The organism is Streptomyces sp. NPDC041796, from assembly GCF_055590785.1.
In genome coordinates this window covers 228,258-253,486 of record NZ_JBVJAH010000009.1, presented here as the reverse complement: position 1 = coordinate 253,486, position 25,229 = coordinate 228,258, and the positions used below count along the sequence as shown (strand labels likewise).

The window sequence follows — 25,229 nt, the reverse complement described above, 5'->3', positions numbered from 1 at the left end:
CGGTGCCGCCTGACGACGTCCGACCACATCGTCGGCGGGGTCGGTCAGTGGGTGACGTAACGCGACGCGAGCAGCAGGCGTGCTTCCTTCTCGTGCTCGCCCGACACCGAGGTGGAGGACCGCACCTCGAACAGCCCTCCGAGGGCTTGCTCGACCTCCGCCACCGCATGGTGGTCGCCCGTCAGCAGGGCCGTGACCGGTGTGCTGAGGTGCGGCGGCCCCGGCTGGTCGCCCTTGCGGGCGGAGCTGTCGAACGTGGCCATCCATACGGTGGGCTCGTGGTCATGGGCCTGCTCCGGCCCCGGCGCCGGTACGTCGCAGCCCGCGAAGACGCGGTCGAGCGTCTCGAACACCGCCCGGGCGTCCTGGCGGTCGCAGTCGCTGAGCTGCACGGTGACGTCGCAGTCCGCGGGGTGGTTCCTTGTTTCGTTGCTCTCCACGTCGCTCCACTCCTTGTGTCGGGTCCGGTCCCCTACCCGTACAGGCACGAATACCTCGCCTGGGACCCGTCAATCAGGATCCCCGTCGGCGCGTTTGCGGAGGTGGGTGCCTGGTACGAGGGTGAGGAGAAGCAGGGAGGTCCGCAAGGGGGGACGTCAGGAGGAACGAATGCCCGCAGGATCCAGCCCCAAGCGTGAACGGCAGTACGAGCACATCAAGGAAAGTTCCAAGAAGCGCGGCGCGAGCGAGAAGCGGGCGGAGGAGATCGCCGCCCGTACGGTGAACAAGGAGCGGGCACGCTCCGGGGAGTCGAAGACCGCCAGCAAGACCTCCAAGCAGGACATGTCGTCCTCGAAGCGTGGCGGGCAGCGATCCGGCAGCAGCGGCACCAAGGGGCCGACGTACGACCAGCTCTACGAGGAGGCGAAGCGCAAGGGCATCCAGGGCCGGTCGTCGATGAACAAGTCGGAGCTCCAGCGCGAGCTCGGGAAGTGACGCGCCCGGCGCCGTCAGCCGGTTCCGCCGGCCCCGCCGCTTCCGCCCAGCGGACTGCGGTCGAGGTTCGCCAGCAGGTCGGAGGGGTCGTCGTAGATCACGGCGGCCCCCGCTTCCACGAGGTCCGCGCGGGGAATGCCCCCGCACAACAGACCCACACAGGTGACGCCCGCTCGGGTCCCGGCCTTCATGTCCCAGACCGTGTCCCCGACGAAGACGGAACGGCCGGCCGGCGCCCCCGCCAGGTCGAGCGCGTGCAGCACCGGCTCGGGCGCGGGCTTGCCCTCCTCGACGTCGTCCGCGCCGGCGGTGGCGGTGATGGCGTCGTCCGCGTCGATGGCGCGGCGCAGCGCGGAGAGCTCGGTCCCGCCGGCGGAGGTGGCCAGGACGACCGTCCAGCCGTCCGACGCGAGGGTCTTCAGCAGACGGCCGGCGTCCCGGAAGGCGGGCAACCGGTCGAAGTAGGTCCCGTAGAGCGTCTTGTGGGCGGCGCTGATCGCGTCGTCCTGGGCCCTGTCCCGGTCGTCACCGAGCAGATGCGCGATCAGGTCGTGGGAGGCCAGCCCGACGGCCCGGTGGACGGCGTGCATGGGCACGTCGTGACCGGCCTGCCGGAACGCCTCCCACCAGGTGGCCACATGCAGGTGGTTGGTGTCGGCAAGGGTGCCGTCGACATCGAACACGGCCGCTCGTGTCATGACCTCTCCGTTCGGTGATTCCTGGGCTCGCCCTGACACGAGTCTCACCCTGGACTTGAGATTTACCCTTCGACCCCGGTGGAGGAATGCGCGGCTCCCACCGGCTTCGACTCCGGTGAGCCGCGCTGGCGCAGGAAGACGGCGAAGATCGCCATGGAGCCGACGGCGAGGAGCTCCGACTGCCAGTTCTGCAGCGTACGGCTCCAGAAGTCGGCGGTCAGGAGATAGTCCGACCACGGAACCGGGTCCTGGAGCTCGCGCAGCCGCTCCTCGCCGTACGCGGCCGCGCCGGCCACCGACTGCGCGTACCAGGAGCCCGCGAACAGCAGGAACATCACCACGCCGAGGGACCGGGAGTACAGCGCCTGCCGGAAGCCTCCGACGGAGGCCCAGCGGGGCGATTCGGGCTCGGCGTGCTCCCCCATGCGCTGTTCCTTCTCCGATTCCACGCCCACCTTGTGCAGTTCCTTCGACTCCGGCGATCCGCGCTGTACCAGCCAGACGGTGGCGAAGAGGAACAAGAAGAACTGCAGGTACTCGGACTGCCAGTTCTCCGTGACATCGACGGCGAACTGCGAGGTCGTCAGGTAGTCACCGAAGCCCAGGGCCCGCGCGCCGACGGAACGGAGATCGTTGTTGTACGCGGCCTGCCCGGCCAGCGCCTGCCCGAAGAGCGCTCCGAGGAAGGCGGCGCCGAAGACGAGGGAGATCCCGTTGTCCCGGAGGAAGCGGGTCACCCGCGTCATCTGTGCATCATCCCCACCGCGCTGAAGAAGACGAGGCCGCAGACCACGACGAGGAGATAAAGGGTGAACATGGTGCGCATGCGCGTCAGCCCTTCACGAGGCAGCGGTAGGGCTTGCGGTGGCGGGGCGTGCAGCCGGCCGCGTTGATCCTCCAGCCGTCCGCGAAGGAGGTGAGGAAGTAGGTGTCCTGATCAAGCTCGACGCGCGCCTGGCGACCGTACACCTCGGTGGCGCGGACCTCCCCCGCGTTCGGCAGGTCGGCTTCGGCGAGCCCTGCGGCGCAGGTCGGGCCGGGGTCGTGGGCGAGTTCCTCGCGGGTCTCGGGAGCGAGATACGCGCAGGCGGCGGCATTGTCGGAGGCCTGCCGGCGGGCGGTGAAGGCGGAGGCGGCCCCGGAGACGGCCCGGATCTCGTGCTGCGGGACCGAGCACCCGACGAGCGCGAGCGCGAGCGGCGCCAGGAGCGCGACGCAGAGGGTGGCACGCACGGGGCGCGGCTCCTTTCGGCACCTGGTCTCCCGGGGCCCTCCCGGAGGTGTCGTCCAAGCATGGGCGCTGTGTGCGTGTCCGGTCACGCTCCGCGTGCCCGACACCCGACGAGTTCCTTCCGCTGCCGTACGGACACGGGAGCGGCGCTTGATCCGGTCGTTCGGGGTTAGAAGACCAGTGCGGCACGGACTGCGGGAGGACGACGATGACTGAGCAGGCAGAGCGGGGCACGCCGAGAGGCGACGGCGGGACGGTGGGGACGGACGGCACTGCGGAAGCGGAGGGCAGTTCGGGAACGGCGCTGGCGACGGAGTCGCCGGAAACGGCGGAGTCGTCGGGAACGGCGGAGTCGGCGCGGTCGTCGCGGTCGGCGGGCACAGCCGAATCGGCGGGGTCGGCGGGAACGCCGCGCGGGCGCAACGAGACGCCGGACGAGCGGGCGGACCGGCGCTGGGCCGAGCTGATCCAGGAGATCCGCGTCGCCCAGACAGGTGTGCAGATCCTCTTCGGCTTCCTGCTCACGGTGGTCTTCACGCCGACGTTCGCGGACCTGCCCAACGCCGACAAGACCATCTACATCATCACCGTGGCGCTGGGCGCCTCGGCGACCGGGGCGCTCATAGGGCCGGTGTCGTTCCACCGCATCGTGTCGGGGCGGCGCATCAAGCCGCAGGCCGTCGTCTGGGCCTCGCGGCTGACGTTCATAGGCCTGGTACTGCTGCTGGCGACCTTGGTGTCGGCGCTGTTCCTGGTGCTGCGGGTCGCCACCCATGACGAGTTCGTGCCGTGGTTGGTCGGTGGAGTGGTGACCTGGTACCTGCTGTGCTGGTTCGTGCTGCCGCTGTGGGCCCGGATCCGCTACACGACCTTGGACGACTGAGCCCCGCCGCCCGCGAGGACGCGGTCGATGGTGTCGGCCTCCGCCGCCGGCTTGTCAGGACGGTGGCGGAGCACGCGGGCGAAGCGGAGCGCCACTCCGGCCGGATAGCGCGGGGAGCGCTGCAGTCCGTCGTAGGCGATCTCGACGACGAGCTCGGGGCGGACGCGGACGGTGAAGCCGTCGTCCTCGACCGCCAGCTCGCGCAGCCGCTCGGTCTGCCACTGGAGCATGGCGTCCGTCAGGCCCTTGAACGTCTTGCCGAGCATCACGTACGAGCCGTCGGCGGCGCGGGCGCCGAGGTGGAGGTTGGACAGCAGGCCGGTACGGCGACCGTGGCCCCACTCGGCGGCGAGGACGACGAGGTCGAGGGTGTGCACAGGCTTGACCTTCAGCCACGACCGGCCACGGCGGCCGGCGCTGTAGGGGGCGTCGAGTGCCTTGACCATGACGCCCTCGTGGCCACGCCGGAGGGTCTCGGCGAAGAAGGCCTCGGCCGCCTCCGACACCGCCGGGTCCCCGGGATCGTCGACGACGGTGCGCCGCACCCGCATGGGGGCGGGTACGAGCCGGGCGAGCGCCTCGTGCCGCTCATGGCCGGGCAGGTCGACGAGGACGGCGCCGTCGGCGGCCAGCACGTCGAAGAAGACGGGTGACACGGGCAGGGCGGCAGCGGCGGTCGCGACGTCGATACGGGAACCGACGCGGGACGCGATGTCCTGGAAGGGTACGGGCCTGCCCGACGTGTCCAGGGCGATCACCTCGCCGTCCAAAACGAACTGATCGCCCGGCAGTTCCCGGGCAGCCGCCGTGATCTCCGGAAGCCTGTCGGTGATGTCGTCGAGGGACCGGGTGTAGAGGCGGACGTCGTCACCGGCGCGGTGCACCTGGACGCGGATCCCGTCGAGCTTCTCCTCGACGACACAGGGGCCGAGCGCCGCGATGGCCTCGGTCACGCTCTTGGCGGTGTGGGCCAGCATCGGATGCACGGGGCTGCCGACGCGCAGCTGGAACCGCTCCAGTGCGGCGGGCCCCTCGGCGAGCAGGGCCTGGGCGACACGGGGCAGCGACCCTTCGAGCATCACGGCTCGCCGTACGTCGGCGGCGGGTGCCGCTGCCGCCTTGGCGACCCCTTCGAGCGCGATGGCGTCCAGTGCCCCCTGCCGCACCTCGCCGGTCAGGAGGCGGAGGAGGAACTGCTGCTCGGCCGCGGTGGCGGCACCCATCAGTTCCCGTACCAGCCGCTGCCGCTCCGCCTGGGATCCCGGACCGGCGACCTGCGCGAGCCCGGTCAGGGCGGCGTCGGTGGCGGCGACGGTGAGGGTGGCCTCGGTGGCGGGCGGGACGGGCTGCTTGAGGGTGCTCCAGCCGACGCCGATCCGCCCCTGCGGGAGCCGCCCCGCAAGGTAGGCGATGACCAGGGGGGCCTCCTCGGGGGAGGTCGCCGCGAACAGGTCGGCCAGTGCGGCGATCTTGCGAGAACGTGCGGAGGTGGCGGCGACCTGGTCGGAGACCTCCGCGAGTCGGGCCAGCAGCATGCCGCCATGGTGCACGCCCGGCGGCCAGGATGCACCCGGACGGCCCCGCGCCCGGCGGCACGGCGCCCATGGTCGAGACTCGGGGCGGGGTTCAGGGCGCTCGAAGGGGGATGCCTGCCACCTGCCGGTCCGGCCGGGCGGGCGGGGCGGGCGGCCCGTGCGGGGCCGGGCGGCCCGGGCGGCCGGTTTGAGGCGGGCAGTGCCTTTGCTGGGGTGGCCCGGGCGGGGCCGCGTGGCCCGGGCTGCCCTCTCGGCCCAGGCGGCCCACGCGGGGCCGGGCGGGGTTGGGCGGGGTTGGGCGGGGCCGGGCCCCTTGGCCCGGGCAGGGTGGCCCGGCGGGGCCGCGGGCCGGGCGTGCTCGGGGAACCGGCTGCGAGGGAGCCCGGTCCGCCGTGGGCATGCGTGTCCGAGCCGCGAAACGCTCCCCGTTTCCGCTGAGGCAGCCACCAGGTCTCCCCTCATTCACACAACTCCCCTACGCTTCGGTCGACTTGATGGACGCCGACAGGAGACAGGGGCTCACGATGAAGGTGTCGCGTACCGCAAAGGCAGCCACGTCCGCGGTGTTGGCGGGGGCGCTGTCCCTCGGATTCGCGCCGGGCGAGGCCCGCTCCGCCGATTCCGCTTCCGCCGATCCCGGGCAGTTGGCCTACTCCGACTCCACCGGCGTGGGCGTCCACAACGCGTACGAGAAGTCCACGTATCCGTACTTCGCCGACGGGTTGGATTCCGGTGCGGGGATGCTGGAGATAGATGTGTGGACGAACGTGTTCGGCAGATCGTGGCGCGTTTCGCACAGCAACCCCCTTGGTAGCGACAACAACTGCGTGAACGCCGCTCACGCCGGTGAGCTGCGCACCAAGCCGAGGAACCAGAACCTCGGCGGGTGCCTCGCGGACATCCGGGCGTGGCACGACGCCCATCCCGGGCATCGGCCGATCCTGCTGAAGATCGAGCTGAAGGACGGCTTCCAGGCCAAGAACGGCCGCGGCCCGGCGGCACTGGACGCGCTGCTGAGCGCCCGGCTGGGTGACGCCCTGTTCCGGCCGGCCGATCTGGCCGGGGGCCACCCGGACCTCGACACGGCCGTGCGGGCGGGCGGCTGGCCCACACGCTCCGCAATGGCGGGGAAGTTCATCGTCGAGCTCATCCCTGGAACCGTCGAGCAGGACAACCCGCTGGACACCCTGTGGACAGATCGCGAATACGCCACGCATCTGCGGAACCTGGCTGCAGCGGGCCGGCTGCGGGAGGCGGCCGCGTTCCCCGCTGTGATTCGTGCCGCCGCGGGCGATCCCCGCACCAGGTACGCGGACGCCGGGATACGCCCCTGGTTCGTCGTCTTCGACGGTGACGCCTCCGCCTATGCGGGCGGGTCCATCGACACCGGCTGGTACGACAGTCGCCACTACCTGGTGGTGATGACGGCCGCGCACAGCGTGGCGCCCGCCATCGACGGCACCAACCCGACCGAGGCACAGGCCCGGGAGCGGGTCGGCCTGCTGGCCGGGCGGCATGCCAGCATCGTGTCGGCCGACTGGTACCCGCTGCCCGCCGTGCTGTCGATCGTCCTGCCTCGCGGCGGCGCGTAGGACTCGTCGTACCGCTCGCGTCGATTACGGAGTTCGCACGGCACAACCGGCCCGGACCGCCCGGCGTCGGCCCATCCGTAGCCTGGTGAGCAGCCCGGTGCGTTCCGGCCCTCGCTCGGGGGGCGGCGGGCGGTGACCCGTGTCGTCCGGGCGGGGAGCGGGGCGGAGCGCCCTGGCCTCGTCCAGGGCGAGCGCCAGGCTCATCCGGTGCCAGAGGATCTCGTCCGGGTCCTCCGCCAACAGGAGCCGGTCGACGATGTCACGGGCGGCGAGGGACTCCGGCCGTGCGTTCGGGGGGTCGGGGCGGAGCCGGGCGAGGTGCTCCCGCTCGTACGGATCGCCGACCACCTCCGCCACCTGAACCGGTGTGAGGAGGGACGCGATGGCGGCCGCGGCCGCCCAGGGGTCGTCCGCCTGGCGCAACAGGAGGCCAAGACGTCGTGCGCGCCAGTTGCGCGGGCGGACGTCCTCGCCCTGGTCCAGCTTCGCCCGCACCCCGGCCGGCAGTCGGCCGGTGAGAAGGCCGGGATGCCGTTCGGTGAACTCCTGGACCTCGTCCGCGACATAGAGCCAGACGACCGCCCGATAGCGGTTGAGGTAGAAGGTGACCGGGCTGAAGTGCCCGGTCCTGGCCAGCTTGGTGAAGCGGTCGCCGGTGATCGCGGCGAGTTCGGCGGCGCTCGCCGTGCCGACGGTGCGGACGCGCTCACGCAGCCCGGTCGGGAAGTCCGGCGCGGCGCGCAGCCGCTCGATCTCGTCCGGGGTCACCCGGCGCCGCCCGCCGTCGATGCCGGGCACGGTGCGCACACGGCCCAGTAGGACGGCGAGGTCGAACTCGTTCTTCCTCAGCTCCAGTTGCCGCGCGGCGCGCCCGTAGGCGACGGTGTGTGTGGTGACCGCGTCCTTGACCGTCATGGCGACTTCCCCCTGAGATTCGCTCACTTCGTGAGATCCGATGACGTTGCGTCACGAAGGTAGCGCGGTCGGGGCCGCTCGCGTCGGGCCTGTGGAAAACCTCGATCCGACGCGGTGTCGCCGCTGGTCAGCCCCCGTCAGCGGTCGGTGAGGGCCGCGCCGCCGGGCTGTCGGGCGGCGACGGCGAGGTGTTCACCGACCCGGTTGACGAGGAGGGTCATCTCGTAGGCGACCTGGCCGACATCCGCCTCCGCCGCGGTGAGTACGCACAGACAGCTTCCCTCGCCCGCCGCGGTGACGAAGAGCATCGCGTCGTCGAATTCCACCATCGTCTGCCGGGCCTTGCCGACGCCGAAGTGGCGTCCGGATCCGCGGGCGAGGCTGTGGAGTCCGGAGGAGACGGCGGCGAGGTGCTCCGCGTCCTCCCTTGCCAGCCCGGTGCTCGCGCCGGTGACCAGGCCGTCGTTGGACAGCACCAAGGCGTGCCGTATGTATTCGACCCGTTTGGTCAGGTCGTCCAGGAGCCAGTCGAGTTCCTTGTCCAGAGCCATGTCCGGTCCTCCCCGTTTCGCACGTTCCCCGCTCCTCGTAAGCCTTGCGTACTGACGTGAGCAGGGCAAGCACTCCGGCAGCGGCCCTCGGCGAACGGGCGTCGGCCAGGGCGGGGGACGGCGCGCGGCGAGGCGAAGGCGGCGCGCGGGCGGGGCGAAGGCGGCGCGCGGGCGGGGCGAAGGCGGCGCGGCGGGGTCTCAGGAGACTGAGTCGAGCATACGGGCGGTATGCACACGCCCCGCGTACTCGACGAGTCGTATGAGCACTTCCTTGCCGGAGTCCCGGTCGCGCGCGTCGCACAGGACGACCGGTGTGCCACGGTCGAGATCGAGTGCGCGGGAGACGTCATGGGCGCCGTAGGCCCGGGCGCCGGGGAAGCAGTTCACGGCGACGACGAACGGGATGTGGCGGTGCTCGAAGTAGTCGACCGCCGGGAAGCACGCGTCAAGGCGCCGGGTGTCGGCGAGGACGACGGCGCCCAGGGCTCCCTGGGCCAGTTCGTCCCACAGGAACCAGAAGCGGTCCTGTCCCGGGGTGCCGAAGAGATACAGCGACAGCCCGGAACGGATGGTGATGCGGCCGAAGTCCATGGCTACGGTGGTGGTGGTCTTCTGGTCCACTCCCCCGGTGTCGTCGACCAGTTGACCGGCGTGGCTGAGCTGTTCCTCGGTGCGCAGGGGCCGGATCTCGCTGACCGCGCCGACCAGGGTCGTCTTGCCGACCCCGAAGCCACCGGCGACCAGGATCTTGAGGGCGAGGGCGGCGGTGTCGGACCGCTCGGAGGCCATCGATCACTCCTCTCAGGAGTGGGGCTCGGCGTCGGCATGAGGCCGGCACCAGTACAAGGACCACGGCAAGGACCAGTACGGACGTTCTGGGTGAGGCCAGCAGTATGGCGATTCAGGTGCTCGGCCCGGGCGATGCGATCGGTTATTGAGCGATGTGACCGCTATCGCTTCTTGGGATGTTCACATGATTGCGCGATTCGACATGGGGCGTGACCGCCTCGGGGCCGGGTCAGGTTCGGTGGGGCGGGGCGGGGCGGACGGCCGGACCTCGAAGCCGCCGTGGCCGTCGAACCGCACCTCCAGCACGTTGTCGAACCCGTCCAGGACGGACGGCTCACGCAGCCGCTTGTGGGTGGCGTGGATGCCGGCGTCCGGGACGTGCTCCCGTCCCTTGCGCGCAGCGTTGCGCCGCAGGGAGCCCGCGAGGTCCGGAGGGAACCAGTACGCCGTCACCGTCGCGTCATGGGCGCGGCCCACGGCGACAAGCGGGGCCCACTCCTCCGGCGACGGGTTGGTGTTGTCGACGGCCACCGGCAGTCCGGCGGAGAGCGCCGCCTCGACCAGGCGCATCTGCCGCCGCTGCTTGTTCCGGGCGGCGCGGGGGAAGAGGTCCTTGCTCACCAGGACGTGGCTGCCGGCGAGGTGCCGCTCGTAGAAGGTGGACTTCCCGGCGGCCTGCAATCCGACGAACACGGCGATCTCCGGTGCCGGCGCGTCCTGCGGTGTCCGCTCCACCCGGTCCTCCGTCCTGCCCGGCTGGGAGCGTCCGAGGGCCCTTCCGGCCGGGCGCACCCGGTACCGGGCATCCGTCCCCAGGTCATGGGTACCCGATGGCCCGACCGTACGGCAGCCCGACGGTACGGCGGCGCGGGCGCGGTTCACCCGGGCCCGGCGGTGCGGTCGGGTGACGGGCACGGGAGGTGGGACCCATGGCAGTGGTATCGGAGGCGGTCTCCATCGCCGCCGGTGAGGTCGTACTGGCCGGGGACCTGGCGCTGCCCCGTGATGCCCGGGGAGAGGTGGCCGCGCGGGGTGTGGTGGCGTTCGCCCACGGCAGCGGCAGCTCGCGGCACAGCCCCCGCAACCGGGCGGTGGCCGAGGTCCTGCAGGAGGCGGGGCTGGGCACCCTGCTGATGGATCTCCTCACGGCGGCCGAGGAGCACGTGGACATGGTCACCGCCGAGCTGCGGTTCGACATCCCCATGCTGGGGCGCCGTATGACGGCGGCGGTGGACTGGCTGCGCGACCTGCCGGACACCGGCGGCCTCCCGGTGGGGCTGTTCGGTGCCAGTACGGGTGCCGCCGCGGCGCTGGTGGCGGCAGCCGAGAGGACGGAGCAGGTGGGTGCCGTGGTGTCGCGTGGCGGCCGCCCGGACCTCGCGGGAGCCGCTCTGCCCGGCGTACGGGCTCCGGTGCTGCTGGTGGTCGGCGGTCATGACCACGAGGTGCTGCGGCTGAACGAGGAGGCGGCGCGGCAGCTCACCGCCCCGTGCACAGTGCGCGTGATCCCGGGAGCCACCCACCTCTTCGAGGAGCGCGGGACGCTGGAGCTGGCCGCCGAGGCCGCGCGGGACTGGTTCCTCCGTATGGGCCCGGAGACCGGACGACCCGGCGCCGAGCGTGACTAGAGGGCTCTGAGACCGTCGATCACCTCCCGCAGGATCCGTTCGTCGGGCAGGTGCGCGGGGGGAACGGGACGGCTGACCCGGACGTATCCGGCTTCGAGGAGGTCGCCGAGGAGGACGCGTACGACCCCCACGGGCAGGTCGGCGTCGGCGGCCAGTTCGGCCACGGACTGGGTCTCGGAGCGGCACAGGGAGAGCAGGGCGTGGTGTTCGGGGCCCAGGAGGGCCTCCTCGGCGGTGCCGGGCGGGCTGTCGTCGACGACGACGAGAGCGATGAGGTCGAACCGTACGTTGCTCGGACCGGGCTTGGTGCGGCCTCCGGTCATCGCGTACGGGCGGACCAGGGGCCCCGCATCGGCGTCGTACCAGTGGGCGCCCACAGATGGCCCGGTACCGCTGTCCTCGGTCATGGGCGTCTCCGGTCAGCCGGCGGCGGGCGGGACGGTGGCGATGCGGGGCGGAGTGCTCAGGTGCTCACCGACACGTTTGACGAGGCGGGCCATCTCGTACGCGATCAGGCCGATGTCGGCGGTCGCCGCACTGAGTACGGTCAGGCACGAGCCATTCCCGGCCGCGGCCACGAAGAGGAACGCGTCGTCCATCTCGACCATCGTCTGGCGTACGCCACCGGCGTGGAAGTGCCGGCCCGCGCCCTTGGCGAGGCTGTGGAACCCGGAGGCGACGGCGGCAAGGTGTTCGGCGTCCTCACGGGTGAGCGCGCTGGAGGCCCCCACGGCGAGCCCGTCGTTGGAGAGGACGACGGCGTGCCGTACGTCGTGCACCCGGGAGGCGAGGTCGTCCAGGAGCCAGTCCAGCTCACCGGACGGGTGGTGCGGGTCGATCCTCTCGTGCTCGATCATCCTCGGTCTCCTTCGTGGGGGTGGGGGTGGGAGGTGGGGGTGGTGCCGGGCCCGGCGACGCCACGTGCCCAGCCGTCGCGGTAGGCCGTCATACGGGCCCTGACCTGTTCGGGTGTGCGTCCGGCGCGGTCGCCCGCACCCGGGTCCGGGTCGGGGGGCCGGTGGGCCGGTGGCGCCTCGCGCAGCTGGGGGACGAGGTTCGTCTGGCGTACGCGGCGGGGCAGGCCTTCCTGACCGTCGCCCGGGGCGCCGCCGGTGGGCGGGTCCGGGGGCCCGCTCGCGGGGTGGGGTGCGGTTCGGGGCTCGCCCGGGGGGTGTGGTGCGGTTCGGGGGCCGGGCGCCGGGCGCAGCGCGGTGACGGCGGCCGGCGGGGGCTCCTCGTGGCGGGTGGGGACGGTCGCTGTGCGGGTCGCCGCGGTGGGCGCGGGGGCGGAGGCGGCCCTGTCGTACGCAGGTGGCGGCGCGGGTGCGGGCATGGCAGGGGCGTCCGGCCCATCGGGTGCCGGCCCACCGGGTGGGAGGGCGCCCTGGAGCAGCGCGGTGGGCAGCAGGACGACGGCGGTGGTGCCTCCGTAGGGGGAGGTGCGCAGATGGACCTTGATGGCGTGGCGAGCGGAGAGTCTGCTGACCACGAACAGGCCCAGGCGGTCACTGTCGAAGAGGTCAAGGGCCTCGGAGTGCTCGATACGGCGGTTGGCCTGTTCCAGGGCCTCCTTGCCCATGCCCAGGCCCCGGTCCTCGATCTCCAGGGCATAGCCGTTGCCGACCGGTTCGCCGGTGACCCGGACCTTGGTGTGGGGCGGGGAGAACTGGGCCGCGTTCTCGACGAGTTCGGCGAGGAGGTGGGTGAGGTCGGCGACGGCGGCGCCCACGACCGCCGTCTCGGGCAGTTGCCGTACCTCCACGCGCGCGTAGTCCTCGATTTCGGAAACCGCCGCCCTTACGACGTTGGTCAGCGGCACGGGCGTGCGCCAGGCCCGGCCGGGGGCCGCGCCGGAGAGGATGATGAGGCTTTCGGCGTGTCTGCGCATCCGGGTCGTCAGATGGTCCAGGCGGAAGAGGTCGCCGAGTTCGGCCGGGTCGTCCACCCGGCGTTCCATGCTGTCCAGGAGGTTCAGCTGCCGGTGGACGAGGACCTGGCTGCGGCGGGCGAGGTTGACGAAGACCCCGGAGATTCCGCGGCTGAGTTCGGCGCGTTCGACGGCGGCGCCGAGCGCTGCCCGGTGCACGGTGCCGAGGGCCTCACCGACGTGTCCGATCTCGTCCTGGGCGGGTCGTCCCGGTGGGGCTTCGGCGTGGAGATCGAGCTCCTCGCCCGCGCGCAGCCGCCGCATGGCGTGGGGGAGTTTGTGCCGGGCGATCTCCAAGGCGGTGTTGCGCAGCGTGACGAGTTCGACGACGAGGGCGCGGCCGATGCGTACGGAGATGACGAGGGAGGCGGCGACCGCTGCGAGACCGAGGAGGACAGCGGCTCCGGCGGCGGTCAGGACGCCTCCCGCGAGGGGTTCGGCGCGCTCGGCGGCGCTGCGGCGGGCGTCGGCCTCCAGGGCGGCCAGTGCGTCGCGTACGGCGGTGTGGTCACGGTCCCAGGCCGTGGCGGGTACGACGGTGGCCGCCCGGCGGCCCGCCGGGGCGGCGACGATCCGGTCCTCGGCCGCCGTCATCCGCTGGTACGCCTGCTGCGCGGAGAGCCGGTGCCAGGCGTCGCTGCCGGGGCGGGGCAGGTCGGCGGTGGCGGACCGGAGCAGGGTGCGGCGGGTCTCGACCGCCCCGGTGAACTGCCGTAGGCGCTGGGCGGGGAGTTCCTTCGTGAGGTGGGCGGAGGTCAGGAGGGCGTCCTCACGGGCGAGCATCTCGCCGGCACGGGACATTTCGAGGAGCACGCGCGCGTGGGAGCCGCCGTGGGCGTCCTGGATGCCGGTCAGGGCGCCGCTCACGTCGAAGCCCGCGGTGATGGCGGCCGTGTACTGCGCGTAGACGGTGTCCCCCTGTGCCTTGCGGTCGAGTGCGGCCACGCGGAGGACGTTCAGCCGCTGTACATGGTCGGCGAACCGACGTATCCGGCCGGACAGTTCCGCGGGCAGATCGCCACCGTCCGCGACGGTGTGCCCGTCGTCCAGGAGGAGCGTCGCGACGGCCGCGTCCGTGCGCCGGGCCTGCTGCTGGAGCTCGGCGGCGGCGGCCGACAGCCCCGTCCCGGCGTCGGCGGCGGGTGCGGCGACCTGGCGAACGGCGGCGCGGCGTTCGGCCTGGAGGGATGCGACGGCGGTGGCCACCGGTCCGCGTATGCGCTCGTCCACCCGGTGCAGCTCGCGCAGCCGGGCCACGTCCTGTGCGGTGGTGACGGTGGCGAAGCCCCAGAGGGCGATGAGGGACACGACGGGCACCATCAGCAGCGCGATGATCCTGGCGCGTACGGTTCTGGGCCGCAGGCGCCGCCGTTCGCGGCGCGGTGCGCGCGCCGCCGCCGCGGCCGGTGGCCCGGCGTGCGCGCGCCGGCCCGTGCGGGGCCCGGGGCCGTGGGGTGTGCGGGGAGTTGGCATGGCCTCCTCGTTCGGGCTGCGGGCCGCCGTCCAGCCGGTGCCGTCGGGCGACGTCGTGGTCATCGGGGGGCCGGCGTCGGTTCGGTGGGCCGTCCGGCCGACGCGTACTCGGCGCGCTCATGGGCCGTCGGGGAGAGCGCGACGAACGCGGAGGTGAGGAAGAGGTACGACCCGAGGCCGACGGCGAGGGGGAAGATGAACTGCATCGCCGTGGCCCCGGGCAGTGCGCCCGCGGAGGGCCCTACCTCGACCCGGACGGCGAGCATGCCGGTGTAATGCATGCTGCTGACGGCGGCTCCCATCACGAGGGACGCGACCGTGACCGCGAGGGGCGAGGTGATGTGGAGGGCGGCCCACAGGGCGGCGGTGGCGGCCACGACCGCGATGACGACGGACAGCGCGACGAGGAGCGGGTCGTAGCGGACCGTACCGTTCAGGCGCAGGGCGGCCATGCCCAGGTAGTGCATGCTGGCCACCCCGAGGCCGGTGGTGAGCCCGCCGAGCAGCAGTCCCCGCACGGGATCGCGGGCGTATCCGACGGCGAACACACCACCGCCGACGACGAGCATCGCGACGACCAGGCTGAGGACGGTCAGCGGCACGTCGTAGCGGATGTCGGTGCCGGTCACCCCGAAGCCGAGCATGGCGACGAAGTGCATGGTCCAGATGCCGGTGCCGATGGCGGACGCGGCGGTGAGCAGCCAGTTGCGGCGGGAGGGGCCGGTCGCCTCGAGCGCCCGGACGGTGCAGCGCAGGCCGAGGGCGGCGCCGATGCAGGCCATCGCGTACGACAGCACGGGGGTCAGCCAGCCGAAGGTGGCGTGGTCCAGATGTCCCATGGCCCAGGGACGCTAGACCTGAGGGGAGCACACATGCGGGGCGCATTTCGAAAGCAGACGGAATATGACAGAGAGAGGTGCTTGAACGATCCTGCAATGTTCGAAGGGGTGCACCGTACGGCGGGTGACGGCGTGAGGGATCATGTCCGTATGGCCGACGACCACACACATGTGCAGGAGTTCTTCACGGCCCGTGCGGCGGACTGGGACGCGCGGTTCCCCGACGACGGTCCGGCGTACGCCGCCGCCGTCGCGGAGATCGGGCTGCGCCCCGGCGACGCGGTGCTCGACGCGGGCTGCGGCACCGGTCGAGCGCTGCCGCCCCTGCGCGAGGCCGTGGGCCCGGAGGGCACGGTCATCGGCCTGGACCTGACGCCCGCCATGCTGAAGGCCGCCGTACGGGCCGGACGGGACGGCAGCGGGGCGCTGCTGCTCGCCGACGTGGGCCGGCTGCCGCTGCGTGACGGGGTACTGGACGCGGTGTTCGGGGCGGGGCTCGTCTCGCACCTGCCCCGGCCGGCCGAGGACCTGCGGGAGCTTGCCAGGGTCGTGCGACCGGGTGGGCGGCTGGCGCTCTTCCACCCGGTCGGCCGCGCGGCGCTGGCCGCCCGCCAGGGGCGGCGGATCACCGAGGACGATCTGCGCGCCGAGCCCAACCTGCGCCCGCTGCTGCGTGATTCGGGCTGGCGCATGGACTCGTACGTGGACGAGGACGATCGCTTCCTCGCCCTCGCCGTACGTCAGGCCTGACCCCCCGAGAGCGCCTGCGGGGCCCTCCGGTCCGGCTCCTCGGCGGCGACCGCCCGTACGAACGCGTCCGTGTTGTCGAACATGACGTTGTGCCCGGCGTCCGGCACGGTCACGACGCGCACCCCAGCCGCCACCAGCTCGTCCCGGCCCGGCAGTTCACCACTGTGCTCGCCCTGCAGGTAGACCCGGTCCACGCGCGCGTCGACGAGCATCCGGCGCATCGTCGGCCGCGTACCGCGAATGAGGCCGGCCGCACTGCGGTGCAGGGCGAGCGGGTCGGCGAGCCGCATGGTCGCCGCCCACGCCGGGCCGACGCGCTCCAGTACGCGCGCGTGGCCGCCGCCGTGCACGAACTCCTCCTTCGCGTAGCCGGCGATACCGCTGCTCCCGGCCGTCACCGGAGGGTTCGGGTCGAGGTTGCCCTCGGTGATCACCAGCCGGCTCACCAGATCGGGCCGGCGGTGGGCCAGCACGATGGCGACCGCGCCGCCCATGCTGTGCCCCACGATCTCGGCACCACGGACGCCCGCCTCGTCCAGGGCGGCGGCGAGCGCGTCCGCATGGTCCTCCAGCGAGTACCCGAAGTCCGCGGGACGGTCACTGATGCCGTGCCCGGGCAGGTCGACGAAGAGCGACCGGCGACCCGCCAGGGCCGGGTGGGCGGCCGCATGGGCGTGGTAGACGGTGCTCACGGCGCCGAGCCCGTGCACGTACACCCGCGCCGGCCCCTCCCCTGCCGCCTCCGTCCACCGGATCATGCTGCCCTTGTCGTCGAATTCCGCCTGTCGCACCCTCGTCCTCCCCTTCTGCGGTCGCCGAACCGACTCTACGTTGGAGGTTCGGCGTCGGAAGAGCGGCGGTGAGCACCGCCGCGCAGCGGGAAGGTGGGCCCGGTGTCCAACAGACTGCGCACGTTCTTCAGCTTCTTCAGGTCGTCCATCGGATCGGCCTTCGGTTCCGTCGGAGAACCCGCGCCGGGGAAAGGGAGCGGCGACCGGGACGGAACCGGGCGGTCCGGCGCCCGTACGCACAACATCTTCGAGGCCGCCGCGGCCTATGTGGCCGCGTGCGCGGACGACGACCAGGAGGGGATCGACGAGGCGGAGGGCTGGGTGTCGCCCGAAGCCCTCTCGTTCGGGGTGAGCGAACTGGCGTGCCGGGCGGTCATAGCCCTGGCCCGCGAGCGGGACGAGACCCCGCAGGCGGTGGCCCGGAGCCTGCTGGGCCTTCCAGTCGCCTGACCCCACCTCGGTGTCGTCATGGTTCCGATATGACCGGACCCTCGACGTCCGGGTTACTCGGTGGTTAAGGTGCGCCGACGAACCTTGGGAGGAGGGCGGCCATGGCCGGGACGGAACCGGTGGACCTCGGTGACATGGAGGACGACGCACTGTACGTGCTCACCGCCGTGCTGCTGACGCCCGCGCAGTTCCCGAGCCTGCTCGGCGACGACTATCCCGAGGCGTGCGCGGCGCTGGGCCTGCAACCGTACGCGGACGGCTACGGGCTGGTGCTCGGCCAGGACGGCGACGGAGCCAGGTGGACGGTCGTCGTCGACGACGTGTCGCTGGTCGCGGTGGCGATCGCCTCGTGGGACTGCGGCATGGAGTACGACCTGTCCCCGGACGAGCGCAGCGTCGTCGTGGCCCTGCCCGGCTGGCCGCTCGCCCTCGCCGTCGCCGCACCGCACGTGCCGCCGCCGCACGACCCCGAGACCCCGCCCGGGGAGCGCCGGCCGCTGACACCGCCGGATCCTGGGGAGTGGGGACCGGCGCAGCGCCGGATGGGCGCGGACGAGGTGGCCCTCCAGTGGGCGTCCTGGCGGGAGCAGCTGGGGGACGACGACTTCGCCAGGCCCGCGGGCGCCGACACCGCGCCCGCGGGGCAGCGGTCGGCGGACGAGCCGGCCATGGGCGAGGGTGCGCCCCTGGAGCCGTCGTCCGCCGAGCAGCGGGGACCCGAGGACCGGACGGACGACGAGCACGGCCCCCTGCGGCGTGTTCTCGCCGAGCTGCGGCGGTACCTGGAGGAGCCGCCCCCGCCCGGCCGGGTCCGGTCGGGTTTCGCTCCCGGCGGGGCGCGGACGCTACGGGCGGACGGGCCCGGGTGGTCGGTCGTGGCCAGGACCGACGACATCGCCTTCGCCCTGCTGGACGAGATGCCCCGCGAGGTCCTGCCGATCGGCCGCGGTCCGAACCTCCCCGCCCTGCTCGCCGCACTCGACGCCATGGCAGTCCGTCCGGCCTGACGTACGGCCCGGCGTCCCGTCAGCCGCTGGGTTCCTCGGCCGCGCCGTCCTCCGGCGTGTCCTCGGCGGGCGTCCGCTCCCGGTCGTCGGTGTCCGTCGCCCCGGACAGGTCCGGGTCCCAGTGGTCGGATCCACTGCCCGCCTGTTCGTCGGGCAGGTCCCTCGGCACGCCGGGCCCGTCCTCGCCCGCGCCTTCGAGCCGCTTGTCGTCCATGGTGTCTCCCTCCGGCTTTCCGGCCGAGCGGGTACCCCGGGAAACGCTGCTCAGACTCGCTCGAGCGGACGATGCGGGCCGTCCGGGAGCTCGGTCTTGACCATGTCACCCGGTCGTATCGCTCCCCCGGCCCTCACGATGCCCATGATCCCGGCCTTGCGGATGACGGCACCCGTCTCGTCGCGCCCGACGACCTGCTTGAGCAGCCCGTCCTGGAAGGCGTCGATCTGCGAGCAGGGATTGCGCAGGCCGGTGACCTCGACGACCGCTTCCGTGCCTATGTGCAGGAGTGTGCCGGTGGGCAGGCCGAGCAGGTCGACGCCCCGGGTGGTGATGTTCTCGCCGAGGTCGCCGGGCCCGACGGTGAAGCCCTTCTCCGCCAGCTCCTGGAACAGTTCCTCATGGATGAGGTGGACCTGCCGGAGGTTGGGCCGCGTCGGGTCCTGCGCCATGCGGGAGCGGTGTTTGACCGTGACGCCCGCGTGGACGTCCCCCTCCACTCCGAGCCCGGCCAGCAGGGTGATACCCGGCCGGTTGGGCTTGGTGAAGGAATACTCGCCGTTGCTGCTGACCGCCGTGACCGTTCCGCCCATGGTGCGGATCCCCCTCTGTCGTGCCGATACAGGTGCCGATGCTGACTGCTGCCGGGCCGGTGCTGACTGGTGCCGTGCCGTGCCGTGCCGATGCCGGGCCGGCGCCGGTGCCGATGCTGACTGGGTGCCGTGCCGATACCGGGCCGGTGCCGGTGTCGAGGCTGACTGGGTGCCGTGCCGATGCCGGGCCGGTGCCGACTGCTGCTGTGTTGATGCGGGTGCTGACTGGTGCCGTGCCGATGCCGGTGCTGACCGCGCCGATACCGGGCTGCCGGTGCCGACTGGTGCCAGGTCGGTGCCGGTGCCGATATGGCTGCCGATCCCGGTCGATGGCGTCGCGCCGGCCATCGGTGGTCGCGTCAGCGGTTGAGCTCCTTGCGGCTGACGCGGCGCAGTCGGCGTCGCTGGCCCGGATCCAGTGCGAGGTACGCGACGGCGGGGACGCCGATCACTACCAGCAGGGACATCCAGAATCCGATCAGCGGCCAGAGGAGGAGGCCCACGGCCACTCCCCCGATCATGATCTTCGTCCTTGTCGACATGTCAGACGCCTCCTCCACGGCCGGCGACGGCCGCTCCCTGATCGGTGAACGCGTGATCGAGCCTGCCGGTTCCGGGATCGGCCGCTCAGGCCGTGCGCAGCGGGTTGCCGACCTCGTGCAGGTGCCCCAGCGCCTGGCGGTACGAGTCGACCGGGCCGGTCTCGGTGTAGCGGATACCCAGCGAACGGCAGTGGGCACGCACCGCGGGCTGCGCGAGCCGCAGGTGGGGGCGCGGCATGCTGGGGAAGAGGTGGTGTTCGATCTGGTAGTTCAGCCCGCCCAGGAGCCAGTCGGTGAGGGCGGCGCCACGGATGTTGCGGGACGTGAGCACCTGGCGGCGCAGGTGACCCCAGGGCTCGCCGTCCGGGTCGGGAACCTCCATGCCCTTGTGGTTGGGGGCGAAGGCCATCCCGAGGTGGAGACCGAGCAGCATCTGGTGGAGCAGCGCGAAGACGACTGCCTGGCCCACCGACATCGTGGTCAGCAGCAGGGTCGCGTAACCGGCGACGTGGGCGAGCAGCAGGCCGCCCTCGATCAGGCGCTCGCGCGGGGTCTGGCGCGGTCCGTCCTTGGAGAACAGCGCCTGGAAGCCGTACACCTTGAGGGCGATGCCTTCGAGCGTGGTGAGCGGGAAGAACAGCCACGCCTGGTGGCGGGTCAGCCAGCCGCGGAAGCCGGTGCGGCCCACCGCCTGGTGCTGGTTGAAGACGAGGACGTCCGGAGCGACGTCCGGGTCCTTCTCCTCGTGGTTCGGGTTGGCGTGGTGCCGGTTGTGCTTGTCGTTCCACCACTCCTGGCTCATGCCGAGCAGCAGATTGGCGTGCAGTAGCTGGATGAGCCGGTTCCTGCCCCTGTCGGCGCTGATCTGGGAGTGACCGGCGTCGTGTCCGAAGAAGGCCGCCCGGGCCGAGAACACCGCCAGCGGGAGGGCCAGCAGCAGGGACCACCAGGAGTGCCCGAACATCACCAGGCCGACGGCGACCGCCGTCAGGGCGAGGAGATTCGCGGCGATCCCGAACGTGTACCAGCCGGTACGCCGCTCCAGGAGCCCCTGATCCTTGATCGTGCGGAGGAGCGGGCCGAATTCGCTACGGGAGCCGCTCCGCTTCCGCCCTGCCGTGCCGACGAGGACTTCGGGGGTACTGGCGGGGGCGGGGATGGTCAAGGCAGAGGTGGCCTGTGGCATGGCTGCTCCGGGTCTGGTGAGGTCTCGTGCGCAGACGTGCGCCGACCTGATGAACGTACGGATGAGCAGTCGCCCAGAGCCATGGCACCACCACCCCCAAGCGGGGTGGGGCTTCCCAGGGTACTGGGGTGGTGCTGGCTGCACCCTGGACGCGAAGTGGGCTATGTCACGGCACACATGTGCTCGCCGGGCGGCAATCCTCGGGTACCCTCGGCGCTTCGACCGCCCGCTAGTCAAATTTGAGGAATGCGTCAGCGCTGTGCACAAGCCGCCCGAAGCAACGCCCCAGGTGACTCCCGACGTGCCCCGACTCGCCCGCTGCTCCGCCCTCTTCCTGCCCGGCGATCCGCCCCGCACGGGGCGTGTCGCGTTCCGGTTCCCGGGCGACGCCGAACCGCCCGGTCCCGTCTTCGGCCCGGGTCGCGCCCAGGAGTTGTCCGTCGTGACCCCGGACGCGCGGGAGACCGCCGTACACGCTCTGGTGATGCCGGTACGGGACACGTTGCCCGTGCTGACCCGGGCCGGGCGGGTCGTGGACGCCTCCCCCGAGACCGTGTTCTGGGGTGCTGCCGCACTCCTCGCCCTGCAACTGGCCGCCCGGGGACTGATATTGCCGGGACTCAGCGGAACCGACCACGACGCGTGGCGCGCCGGACCGCTCACCGCGGAGGACCTGGAGCGGGTGCGTACGCTCGCCGCATCCATGCCGCCGGGCGCCCACGCGATCGCCGTGGGAAGGGCGGCGGACGGCATGGTGCTCCTGGCCGAACCGGAGCGGCTGTTGCGGTCCTTCCTCGACGCGGTGGCCGACGCGCTGCCCCGCACCCCCGCCGCTCCGCTCGTGGCGGGCGGTCCGGCGTTCGCCGCGTACGAGCCGCAGCACGTGCCGGAGCAACGCGCCTGGGCGGCCGACGTCGCGGCGGGCCACGACGCGGGCGTCCGGCTGTCGTTGCGCATCGAGGCACATGGGCTGGACACGGCTCGGGGCCCGGCCTTCCGCGCCGTGCTCCAGATGCACAGCGTCAGCGACCCCACGCTCGTCGCCGACGCCGCCGGCGTGTGGTCGGGCTCCGCCGGTGACGGGTTCGGTCCGCGTGGCCGGATGGACGCGCTCCTCGCACTGCGCCGTGCCGCCCGCGCGTGGCCGCCACTCGCCCCGCTGCTCTCGGCCTCCGTACCGGACGCCATCGACCTGGCCGACGAGGAGGTCACCGAGCTGCTGGGTGAGGCGGCGCGAGCACTGGCCGCCACGGGCGTACAGGTGCACTGGCCACGGCAGTTGGCGCGCTCGCTGACCACGCGCGCCGTCATCGGACCACCGGACGAGGACCCCAACGGCCACGAACGGCCCGGCGAGGACTCACGCGGAGGACTGCCGCACGGGGAACCTCCGCACGGCGAACTCCCCCACGGAGAGGACCGGGACGCAGAGGACCGGGACGGCGAGGGCCGGGACGGCCCTGACCGGCACGGCAAGGGGCAGTCGGGCCTGCCGTCGTTCCTGTCGGCCGACGCGCTGCTCGCCTTCAACTGGCGTTTCGCGGTGGGGGACCAGGAACTGAGCCGCGCGGAGCTCGACCGGCTCGCCGAGGCGGGGCGCCCCGTGGTGCGCCTGCGCGACCAGTGGGTGCTGATCGACCCGGAGGAAGCCCGGCGCGCCCGGGACCACCAGGACCGCAAGGTCACCCCGATCGACGCGCTCGGCGCCGTACTGACCGGCACCACCGAGGTCGACGGCCGCCGGGTCGACGTACAGCCGTCCGGGTGGCTCCAGGCCCTGCGCGACCGGATCGCCGATCCGGAGGGCGGGCGGCCGGGGACCGGTCAGGAGATCGGGCAGCCCGCCGCCCTCGCCGCGACCCTGCGCGACTACCAACTGCGCGGCCTGAACTGGCTGCACCGGATGACCTCACTCGGCCTCGGGGCCTGTCTCGCCGACGACATGGGCCTGGGCAAGACCATCACCCTCATCTCCCTGCACCTGCACCGGCAGACCGACGCGTCCGCCGCCGGCCCGACGCTGGTCGTCTGCCCGACGTCCCTGATGGGCAACTGGCAGCGCGAAGTGGAGAAGTTCGCCCCGGGCACCCCCGTGCGCCGCTTCCACGGCTCCGGGAGGGACCTCGAGGGCCTGGCCGACGGCGAGTTCGTCCTCACCACCTACGGCACCATGCGGCTCGACGCCGCCCGGCTCGCGCGCGTGGACTGGGGCATGGTGGTCGCCGACGAGGCGCAACACGTCAAGAACCCGTACTCGGCGACCGCCAAGCAGCTTCGCACGATCGGCGCCAGGGCGCGGGTCGCGCTGACCGGGACCCCGGTGGAGAACAACCTGTCCGAGCTGTGGGCCGTCCTGGACTGGACGACACCCGGCCTGCTGGGCCGCCTGGGGACCTTCCGCAGCCGGTACGCGCAGGCCGTGGAGGGTGGCGTCGATCCAGCGGCCGCACAGCGTCTGGCGGCGCTGGTACGGCCGTTCCTGCTCCGCCGCCGCAAGTCCGACCCCGGGATCGCACCGGAGCTGCCCCCGAAGACGGAGACCGACCGTTCGGTGTCGCTCACCGCCGAGCAGGCGGGGCTGTACGAGGCGGTCGTGCGCGAGACCCTGGCGGCGATCGCGGAGGCGGACGGGATGGAACGCCGCGGCCTCGTCGTCTCGTTGCTGACGGCGCTCAAACAGATCTGCAACCACCCCGCGCAGTACCTGAAGGAGGAACGGCCGAGGATCGCCGACCGCTCCGGGAAGCTGGAGCTGCTCGACGAGTTGCTGGACACCATCCTCGCCGAGGAGGCGAGCGTGCTGGTCTTCACGCAGTACGTGCAGATGGCGAGGCTGCTGGAGCGGCACCTGGAGGCGCGTGGCGTACGGACCCAGTTCCTGCACGGCGGGACTCCAGTCGCCGAGCGTGAGGCGATGGTCAACCGCTTCCAGGACGGTGAAGTGCCGGTGTTCCTGCTGTCGCTGAAGGCCGCGGGCACCGGTCTCAACCTCACCCGCGCGGGTCACGTCGTGCACTTCGACCGCTGGTGGAACCCGGCCGTCGAGGCGCAGGCGACGGACCGCGCCCACCGCATCGGCCAGACCCAGCCCGTACAGGTGCACCGGCTGATCGCGGAGGGCACGATCGAGGACCGGATCGCGGACATGCTGGCGCGCAAGAAGGAGCTGGCCGACTCCGTACTCGGCGCCGGCGAGAGCGCGTTGACGGAAATGACCGACGCGGAACTGGCGGAGCTCGTGGAGCTGCGCGGAGTGCGAGGGAGTGCGCGATGAGTCGTGACGAGGACATGGAGCGTACGTTCGCGGCGCTGCCTCCCGCCCGGGGCCGGGGTTTCGCCCAGACCTGGTGGGGCCGGGCGTGGCTGCAGGCGCTGGAGGACACGGCGCTGGACGGCGAGCAGGTGAAGAAGGGCCGCAAGCAGGCGCGGGACGGCGCCGTGGGCGCGGTCTCGGTGCGGCCGGGGCGGATCACGGCGGTCGTGAAGGACCGCGACGGTACCGCACAGCGCAGTGATGTGCTCCTGCAGGAGCTGACGGAGGAGGAGTGGGACCGGTTCCTGGACATGGCGGTGGACCGGGCGGGGCACATCGCCGCCCTGTTGGACCGGGACATGCCGCCGCACCTGGTGGAGGACGCGGCGGCGGCCGGAGTGGAGCTGCTGCCCGGGGTCGGGGACCTTGAGCCCGAGTGCGCCTGTGAGGCGTGGGACCACTGCCCCCACACGGCGGCGCTCTGCTACCAGGTGGCGCGGCTGGTGGACCAGGATCCCTTCGTGCTGTTCCTGATGCGGGGGCGTGGGGAGCGGCGGCTGCTGGACGAGTTGCAGGCGCGCAGCGCGGAGCGGGCGGGCGGGGCCGGGCGGGACGAGGAGGAGCCGGCCGGGGACGGGCCCGAGGGGGTCCGGGCGGACGAGGCGTTCGCCGCACGGGACATCCTCCCGCCGCTGCCGGAACCGCCTCCCCTGCCGGAGGCACCCGGGGAGCCGCCTTCGCTGGACACCGACGCCCGCCCCGGTGAGGGCGTCGACCCTGCGGCTCTGGAAGCGCTGGCGGCGGACGCGGCGGCACGGGCGTACCGGATGCTGGCGGACGCCCTCGCGGACGGTCACGAGTACCGGCCTGTCGAGGCGCCGTTGACGGCCGGTCAGGACGCGGTACGGCTGGCCACCTCCGCGGAGTGGGCGCCGGCCGTCCTGGACCGGCTCGCCGCCGGCACCGGCCGTGGGCGCGCCGACCTGGACGCGGCCACGCGCGCGTGGCGGGCGGGCGGCGCGGAGGCCCTGGCCGTACTGGAGGAGGAGTGGGCGCCCGGACCGGAGCTGCTGGCGCGTGCCGAGGCACGGCTCGCCACCGCCTGGGAGGACGACGAGCGTCCGCCGCTGCGGGCGGACCGCCCGGGCCGCTGGACGGTGGCCGGTTCGGACGTGCAGGTCCGGCTGGGCCGTGACGGCCGCTGGTGGCCGTACCGCGAGGAGTCCGGGCGCTGGACCCCGGCGGGCCCGGCCGACCCCGACCCGGCCGCCGCCCTGGCCGGGGCCCTGGCGGACGACGCCTGACTCGGGGCGCCCGGCAGCCCCCTGGCCGGCACCCGAGCCGGGGGGGGGGGGGGGGGGGGGGGGGGGGGGGGGGGGGGGGGGGAGGGGGGGGGGGGGGGGGGGGGGAGGGGGGGGGGGGGGGGGGGGCGGGCGGGGGGTGTGT

General features: G+C 72.8%; 27 protein-coding genes. 9 read left to right on the top strand and 18 right to left on the bottom strand.

The features are described from left to right. Window positions 1–44: 44 nt before the first annotated feature. Window positions 45–440: a hypothetical protein gene (locus ACZ6C1_RS20435; RefSeq protein WP_469242526.1), complete on the bottom strand. Its 396-nt coding sequence runs from the start codon at window positions 438–440 to the stop codon at window positions 45–47. Window positions 441–609: 169 nt separating this feature from the next. Between ACZ6C1_RS20435 and ACZ6C1_RS20430 the strand changes: the two genes are divergently transcribed. Beyond that, window positions 610–936 carry a plasmid stabilization protein gene (locus ACZ6C1_RS20430; RefSeq protein ID WP_469242525.1) on the top strand — a complete coding sequence of 109 codons (327 nt, stop codon included), beginning with the start codon at window positions 610–612 and terminating at the stop codon, window positions 934–936. Between the two features lie 14 nt (window positions 937–950). Here ACZ6C1_RS20430 and ACZ6C1_RS20425 read toward each other — a convergent pair whose 3' ends face one another. The 3 genes from ACZ6C1_RS20425 to ACZ6C1_RS20415 form a co-directional block, all read right to left on the bottom strand. Then, window positions 951–1,634 (bottom strand): HAD family hydrolase, encoded by a 684-nt coding sequence (locus tag ACZ6C1_RS20425; protein ID WP_469242524.1) that lies wholly within the window; start codon window positions 1,632–1,634, stop codon window positions 951–953. Window positions 1,635–1,696: 62 nt separating this feature from the next. Beyond that, window positions 1,697–2,380 (bottom strand): DUF6766 family protein, encoded by a 684-nt coding sequence (locus tag ACZ6C1_RS20420; protein WP_469242523.1) that lies wholly within the window; start codon window positions 2,378–2,380, stop codon window positions 1,697–1,699. Between the two features lie 85 nt (window positions 2,381–2,465). Further along, window positions 2,466–2,867, bottom strand: coding sequence for a hypothetical protein (locus ACZ6C1_RS20415; protein ID WP_469242522.1), 402 nt, complete (start codon window positions 2,865–2,867; stop codon window positions 2,466–2,468). A gap of 206 nt (window positions 2,868–3,073) precedes the next feature. Here ACZ6C1_RS20415 and ACZ6C1_RS20410 point away from each other — a divergent pair, with 206 nt between their 5' ends. Further along, on the top strand, window positions 3,074–3,748 hold the full coding sequence (locus ACZ6C1_RS20410; protein WP_469242521.1) for a DUF6328 family protein: 675 nt from the start codon (window positions 3,074–3,076) through the stop codon (window positions 3,746–3,748). On the opposite strand, the gene ACZ6C1_RS20405 is transcribed toward ACZ6C1_RS20410, so the two are convergent. Then, window positions 3,727–5,283 carry an ATP-dependent DNA ligase gene (locus ACZ6C1_RS20405; protein WP_469242520.1) on the bottom strand — a complete coding sequence of 519 codons (1,557 nt, stop codon included), beginning with the start codon at window positions 5,281–5,283 and terminating at the stop codon, window positions 3,727–3,729. The genes ACZ6C1_RS20410 and ACZ6C1_RS20405 overlap by 22 nt on opposite strands. 524 nt (window positions 5,284–5,807) lie before the next feature. Here ACZ6C1_RS20405 and ACZ6C1_RS20400 point away from each other — a divergent pair. Then, complete coding sequence (locus ACZ6C1_RS20400; RefSeq protein WP_469242519.1) at window positions 5,808–6,875, top strand: phosphatidylinositol-specific phospholipase C domain-containing protein; 1,068 nt, start codon at window positions 5,808–5,810, stop codon at window positions 6,873–6,875. A 24-nt stretch (window positions 6,876–6,899) separates the two neighbouring features. Here the strand turns inward: ACZ6C1_RS20400 and ACZ6C1_RS20395 are convergent, their stop codons facing one another. The 4 genes from ACZ6C1_RS20395 to ACZ6C1_RS20380 all read right to left on the bottom strand — a co-directional run bounded on the left by ACZ6C1_RS20395 (window position 6,900) and on the right by ACZ6C1_RS20380 (window position 9,865). Continuing rightward, window positions 6,900–7,790, bottom strand: coding sequence for a DUF6397 family protein (locus ACZ6C1_RS20395; RefSeq protein ID WP_469242518.1), 891 nt, complete (start codon window positions 7,788–7,790; stop codon window positions 6,900–6,902). A 137-nt stretch (window positions 7,791–7,927) separates the two neighbouring features. Further along, a complete protein-coding gene (locus ACZ6C1_RS20390; RefSeq protein WP_469242517.1) occupies window positions 7,928–8,341 on the bottom strand; it encodes a roadblock/LC7 domain-containing protein in 414 nt (137 codons plus the stop codon). 198 nt (window positions 8,342–8,539) lie between these two features. Then, entirely contained in the window at window positions 8,540–9,130 is a 591-nt protein-coding gene (locus ACZ6C1_RS20385; protein WP_469242516.1) for a GTP-binding protein, read from the bottom strand. 180 nt (window positions 9,131–9,310) lie between these two features. After that, window positions 9,311–9,865 (bottom strand): AAA family ATPase, encoded by a 555-nt coding sequence (locus ACZ6C1_RS20380; protein ID WP_469242515.1) that lies wholly within the window; start codon window positions 9,863–9,865, stop codon window positions 9,311–9,313. 200 nt (window positions 9,866–10,065) lie between these two features. Here ACZ6C1_RS20380 and ACZ6C1_RS20375 point away from each other — a divergent pair, with 200 nt between their 5' ends. Beyond that, window positions 10,066–10,758, top strand: coding sequence for a dienelactone hydrolase family protein (locus ACZ6C1_RS20375; RefSeq protein ID WP_469242641.1), 693 nt, complete (start codon window positions 10,066–10,068; stop codon window positions 10,756–10,758). On the opposite strand, the gene ACZ6C1_RS20370 is transcribed toward ACZ6C1_RS20375, so the two are convergent. Genes ACZ6C1_RS20370 through ACZ6C1_RS20355 form a run of 4 tightly spaced genes read right to left on the bottom strand, consistent with a single transcriptional unit; the run spans window position 10,755 to window position 14,997 of the window. After that, window positions 10,755–11,165: a DUF742 domain-containing protein gene (locus ACZ6C1_RS20370; protein ID WP_469242514.1), complete on the bottom strand. Its 411-nt coding sequence runs from the start codon at window positions 11,163–11,165 to the stop codon at window positions 10,755–10,757. The genes ACZ6C1_RS20375 and ACZ6C1_RS20370 overlap by 4 nt on opposite strands. A gap of 12 nt (window positions 11,166–11,177) precedes the next feature. After that, the gene (locus ACZ6C1_RS20365) at window positions 11,178–11,615 is read right to left on the bottom strand and encodes a roadblock/LC7 domain-containing protein (protein WP_469242513.1); all 438 of its coding nucleotides are present in this window, start codon (window positions 11,613–11,615) and stop codon (window positions 11,178–11,180) included. Continuing rightward, window positions 11,612–14,158 (bottom strand): sensor histidine kinase, encoded by a 2,547-nt coding sequence (locus ACZ6C1_RS20360; RefSeq protein ID WP_469242640.1) that lies wholly within the window; start codon window positions 14,156–14,158, stop codon window positions 11,612–11,614. The genes ACZ6C1_RS20365 and ACZ6C1_RS20360 overlap by 4 nt, the downstream gene beginning before the upstream one ends. Before the next feature lie 59 nt (window positions 14,159–14,217). Further along, window positions 14,218–14,997: an MHYT domain-containing protein gene (locus tag ACZ6C1_RS20355; RefSeq protein WP_469242512.1), complete on the bottom strand. Its 780-nt coding sequence runs from the start codon at window positions 14,995–14,997 to the stop codon at window positions 14,218–14,220. A gap of 150 nt (window positions 14,998–15,147) precedes the next feature. On the opposite strand from ACZ6C1_RS20355, the gene ACZ6C1_RS20350 reads away from it, so the two are divergent. After that, window positions 15,148–15,747 (top strand): class I SAM-dependent methyltransferase, encoded by a 600-nt coding sequence (locus tag ACZ6C1_RS20350; RefSeq protein WP_469242511.1) that lies wholly within the window; start codon window positions 15,148–15,150, stop codon window positions 15,745–15,747. Here the strand turns inward: ACZ6C1_RS20350 and ACZ6C1_RS20345 are convergent. After that, window positions 15,738–16,538: an alpha/beta fold hydrolase gene (locus tag ACZ6C1_RS20345; RefSeq protein ID WP_469242510.1), complete on the bottom strand. Its 801-nt coding sequence runs from the start codon at window positions 16,536–16,538 to the stop codon at window positions 15,738–15,740. The genes ACZ6C1_RS20350 and ACZ6C1_RS20345 overlap by 10 nt on opposite strands. A gap of 102 nt (window positions 16,539–16,640) precedes the next feature. On the opposite strand from ACZ6C1_RS20345, the gene ACZ6C1_RS20340 reads away from it, so the two are divergent. Beyond that, complete coding sequence (locus ACZ6C1_RS20340; RefSeq protein ID WP_469242509.1) at window positions 16,641–16,988, top strand: hypothetical protein; 348 nt, start codon at window positions 16,641–16,643, stop codon at window positions 16,986–16,988. Between the two features lie 101 nt (window positions 16,989–17,089). Next, window positions 17,090–17,995, top strand: coding sequence for a hypothetical protein (locus ACZ6C1_RS20335; protein ID WP_469242508.1), 906 nt, complete (start codon window positions 17,090–17,092; stop codon window positions 17,993–17,995). A 19-nt stretch (window positions 17,996–18,014) separates the two neighbouring features. Here ACZ6C1_RS20335 and ACZ6C1_RS20330 read toward each other — a convergent pair whose 3' ends face one another. From ACZ6C1_RS20330 to ACZ6C1_RS20315, 4 genes are all read right to left on the bottom strand, one after another. Next, window positions 18,015–18,209: a hypothetical protein gene (locus tag ACZ6C1_RS20330; RefSeq protein ID WP_469242507.1), complete on the bottom strand. Its 195-nt coding sequence runs from the start codon at window positions 18,207–18,209 to the stop codon at window positions 18,015–18,017. Window positions 18,210–18,259: 50 nt separating this feature from the next. After that, window positions 18,260–18,802 (bottom strand): MOSC domain-containing protein, encoded by a 543-nt coding sequence (locus tag ACZ6C1_RS20325; RefSeq protein ID WP_469242506.1) that lies wholly within the window; start codon window positions 18,800–18,802, stop codon window positions 18,260–18,262. 359 nt (window positions 18,803–19,161) lie between these two features. Further along, window positions 19,162–19,344: a hypothetical protein gene (locus ACZ6C1_RS20320; RefSeq protein WP_469242505.1), complete on the bottom strand. Its 183-nt coding sequence runs from the start codon at window positions 19,342–19,344 to the stop codon at window positions 19,162–19,164. A gap of 85 nt (window positions 19,345–19,429) precedes the next feature. Next, complete coding sequence (locus ACZ6C1_RS20315) at window positions 19,430–20,530, bottom strand: fatty acid desaturase family protein (protein ID WP_469242504.1); 1,101 nt, start codon at window positions 20,528–20,530, stop codon at window positions 19,430–19,432. Window positions 20,531–20,789: 259 nt separating this feature from the next. Between ACZ6C1_RS20315 and ACZ6C1_RS20310 the strand changes: the two genes are divergently transcribed. Both ACZ6C1_RS20310 and ACZ6C1_RS20305 read left to right on the top strand, forming a co-directional pair. Next, the gene (locus ACZ6C1_RS20310) at window positions 20,790–23,804 is read left to right on the top strand and encodes an SNF2-related protein (protein WP_469242503.1); all 3,015 of its coding nucleotides are present in this window, start codon (window positions 20,790–20,792) and stop codon (window positions 23,802–23,804) included. Beyond that, complete coding sequence (locus ACZ6C1_RS20305; protein WP_469242502.1) at window positions 23,801–25,087, top strand: SWF or SNF family helicase; 1,287 nt, start codon at window positions 23,801–23,803, stop codon at window positions 25,085–25,087. The genes ACZ6C1_RS20310 and ACZ6C1_RS20305 overlap by 4 nt, the downstream gene beginning before the upstream one ends. The last annotated feature ends 142 nt before the right edge of the window (window positions 25,088–25,229 follow it).

What these genes read in the sequence shown, in the direction of transcription:
- ACZ6C1_RS20320 (WP_469242505.1), bottom strand. Translation starts at nt 19,344, where the DNA reads ATGTCGACAAGGACGAAGATCATGATCGGGGGAGTGGCCGTGGGCCTC.
- ACZ6C1_RS20410 (WP_469242521.1), top strand. Translation starts at nt 3,074, where the DNA reads ATGACTGAGCAGGCAGAGCGGGGCACGCCGAGAGGCGACGGCGGGACG.
- ACZ6C1_RS20385 (WP_469242516.1), bottom strand. Translation starts at nt 9,130, where the DNA reads ATGGCCTCCGAGCGGTCCGACACCGCCGCCCTCGCCCTCAAGATCCTG.
- ACZ6C1_RS20395 (WP_469242518.1), bottom strand. Translation starts at nt 7,790, where the DNA reads ATGACGGTCAAGGACGCGGTCACCACACACACCGTCGCCTACGGGCGC.
- ACZ6C1_RS20400 (WP_469242519.1), top strand. Translation starts at nt 5,808, where the DNA reads ATGAAGGTGTCGCGTACCGCAAAGGCAGCCACGTCCGCGGTGTTGGCG.
- ACZ6C1_RS20365 (WP_469242513.1), bottom strand. Translation starts at nt 11,615, where the DNA reads ATGATCGAGCACGAGAGGATCGACCCGCACCACCCGTCCGGTGAGCTG.
- ACZ6C1_RS20335 (WP_469242508.1), top strand. Translation starts at nt 17,090, where the DNA reads ATGGCCGGGACGGAACCGGTGGACCTCGGTGACATGGAGGACGACGCA.
- ACZ6C1_RS20430 (WP_469242525.1), top strand. Translation starts at nt 610, where the DNA reads ATGCCCGCAGGATCCAGCCCCAAGCGTGAACGGCAGTACGAGCACATC.
- ACZ6C1_RS20425 (WP_469242524.1), bottom strand. Translation starts at nt 1,634, where the DNA reads ATGACACGAGCGGCCGTGTTCGATGTCGACGGCACCCTTGCCGACACC.
- ACZ6C1_RS20350 (WP_469242511.1), top strand. Translation starts at nt 15,148, where the DNA reads ATGGCCGACGACCACACACATGTGCAGGAGTTCTTCACGGCCCGTGCG.
- ACZ6C1_RS20330 (WP_469242507.1), bottom strand. Translation starts at nt 18,209, where the DNA reads ATGGACGACAAGCGGCTCGAAGGCGCGGGCGAGGACGGGCCCGGCGTG.
- ACZ6C1_RS20420 (WP_469242523.1), bottom strand. Translation starts at nt 2,380, where the DNA reads ATGACGCGGGTGACCCGCTTCCTCCGGGACAACGGGATCTCCCTCGTC.
- ACZ6C1_RS20325 (WP_469242506.1), bottom strand. Translation starts at nt 18,802, where the DNA reads ATGGGCGGAACGGTCACGGCGGTCAGCAGCAACGGCGAGTATTCCTTC.
- ACZ6C1_RS20390 (WP_469242517.1), bottom strand. Translation starts at nt 8,341, where the DNA reads ATGGCTCTGGACAAGGAACTCGACTGGCTCCTGGACGACCTGACCAAA.
- ACZ6C1_RS20370 (WP_469242514.1), bottom strand. Translation starts at nt 11,165, where the DNA reads ATGACCGAGGACAGCGGTACCGGGCCATCTGTGGGCGCCCACTGGTAC.
- ACZ6C1_RS20355 (WP_469242512.1), bottom strand. Translation starts at nt 14,997, where the DNA reads ATGGGACATCTGGACCACGCCACCTTCGGCTGGCTGACCCCCGTGCTG.
- ACZ6C1_RS20305 (WP_469242502.1), top strand. Translation starts at nt 23,801, where the DNA reads ATGAGTCGTGACGAGGACATGGAGCGTACGTTCGCGGCGCTGCCTCCC.
- ACZ6C1_RS20360 (WP_469242640.1), bottom strand. Translation starts at nt 14,158, where the DNA reads ATGCCAACTCCCCGCACACCCCACGGCCCCGGGCCCCGCACGGGCCGG.
- ACZ6C1_RS20405 (WP_469242520.1), bottom strand. Translation starts at nt 5,283, where the DNA reads ATGCTGCTGGCCCGACTCGCGGAGGTCTCCGACCAGGTCGCCGCCACC.
- ACZ6C1_RS20315 (WP_469242504.1), bottom strand. Translation starts at nt 20,530, where the DNA reads ATGCCACAGGCCACCTCTGCCTTGACCATCCCCGCCCCCGCCAGTACC.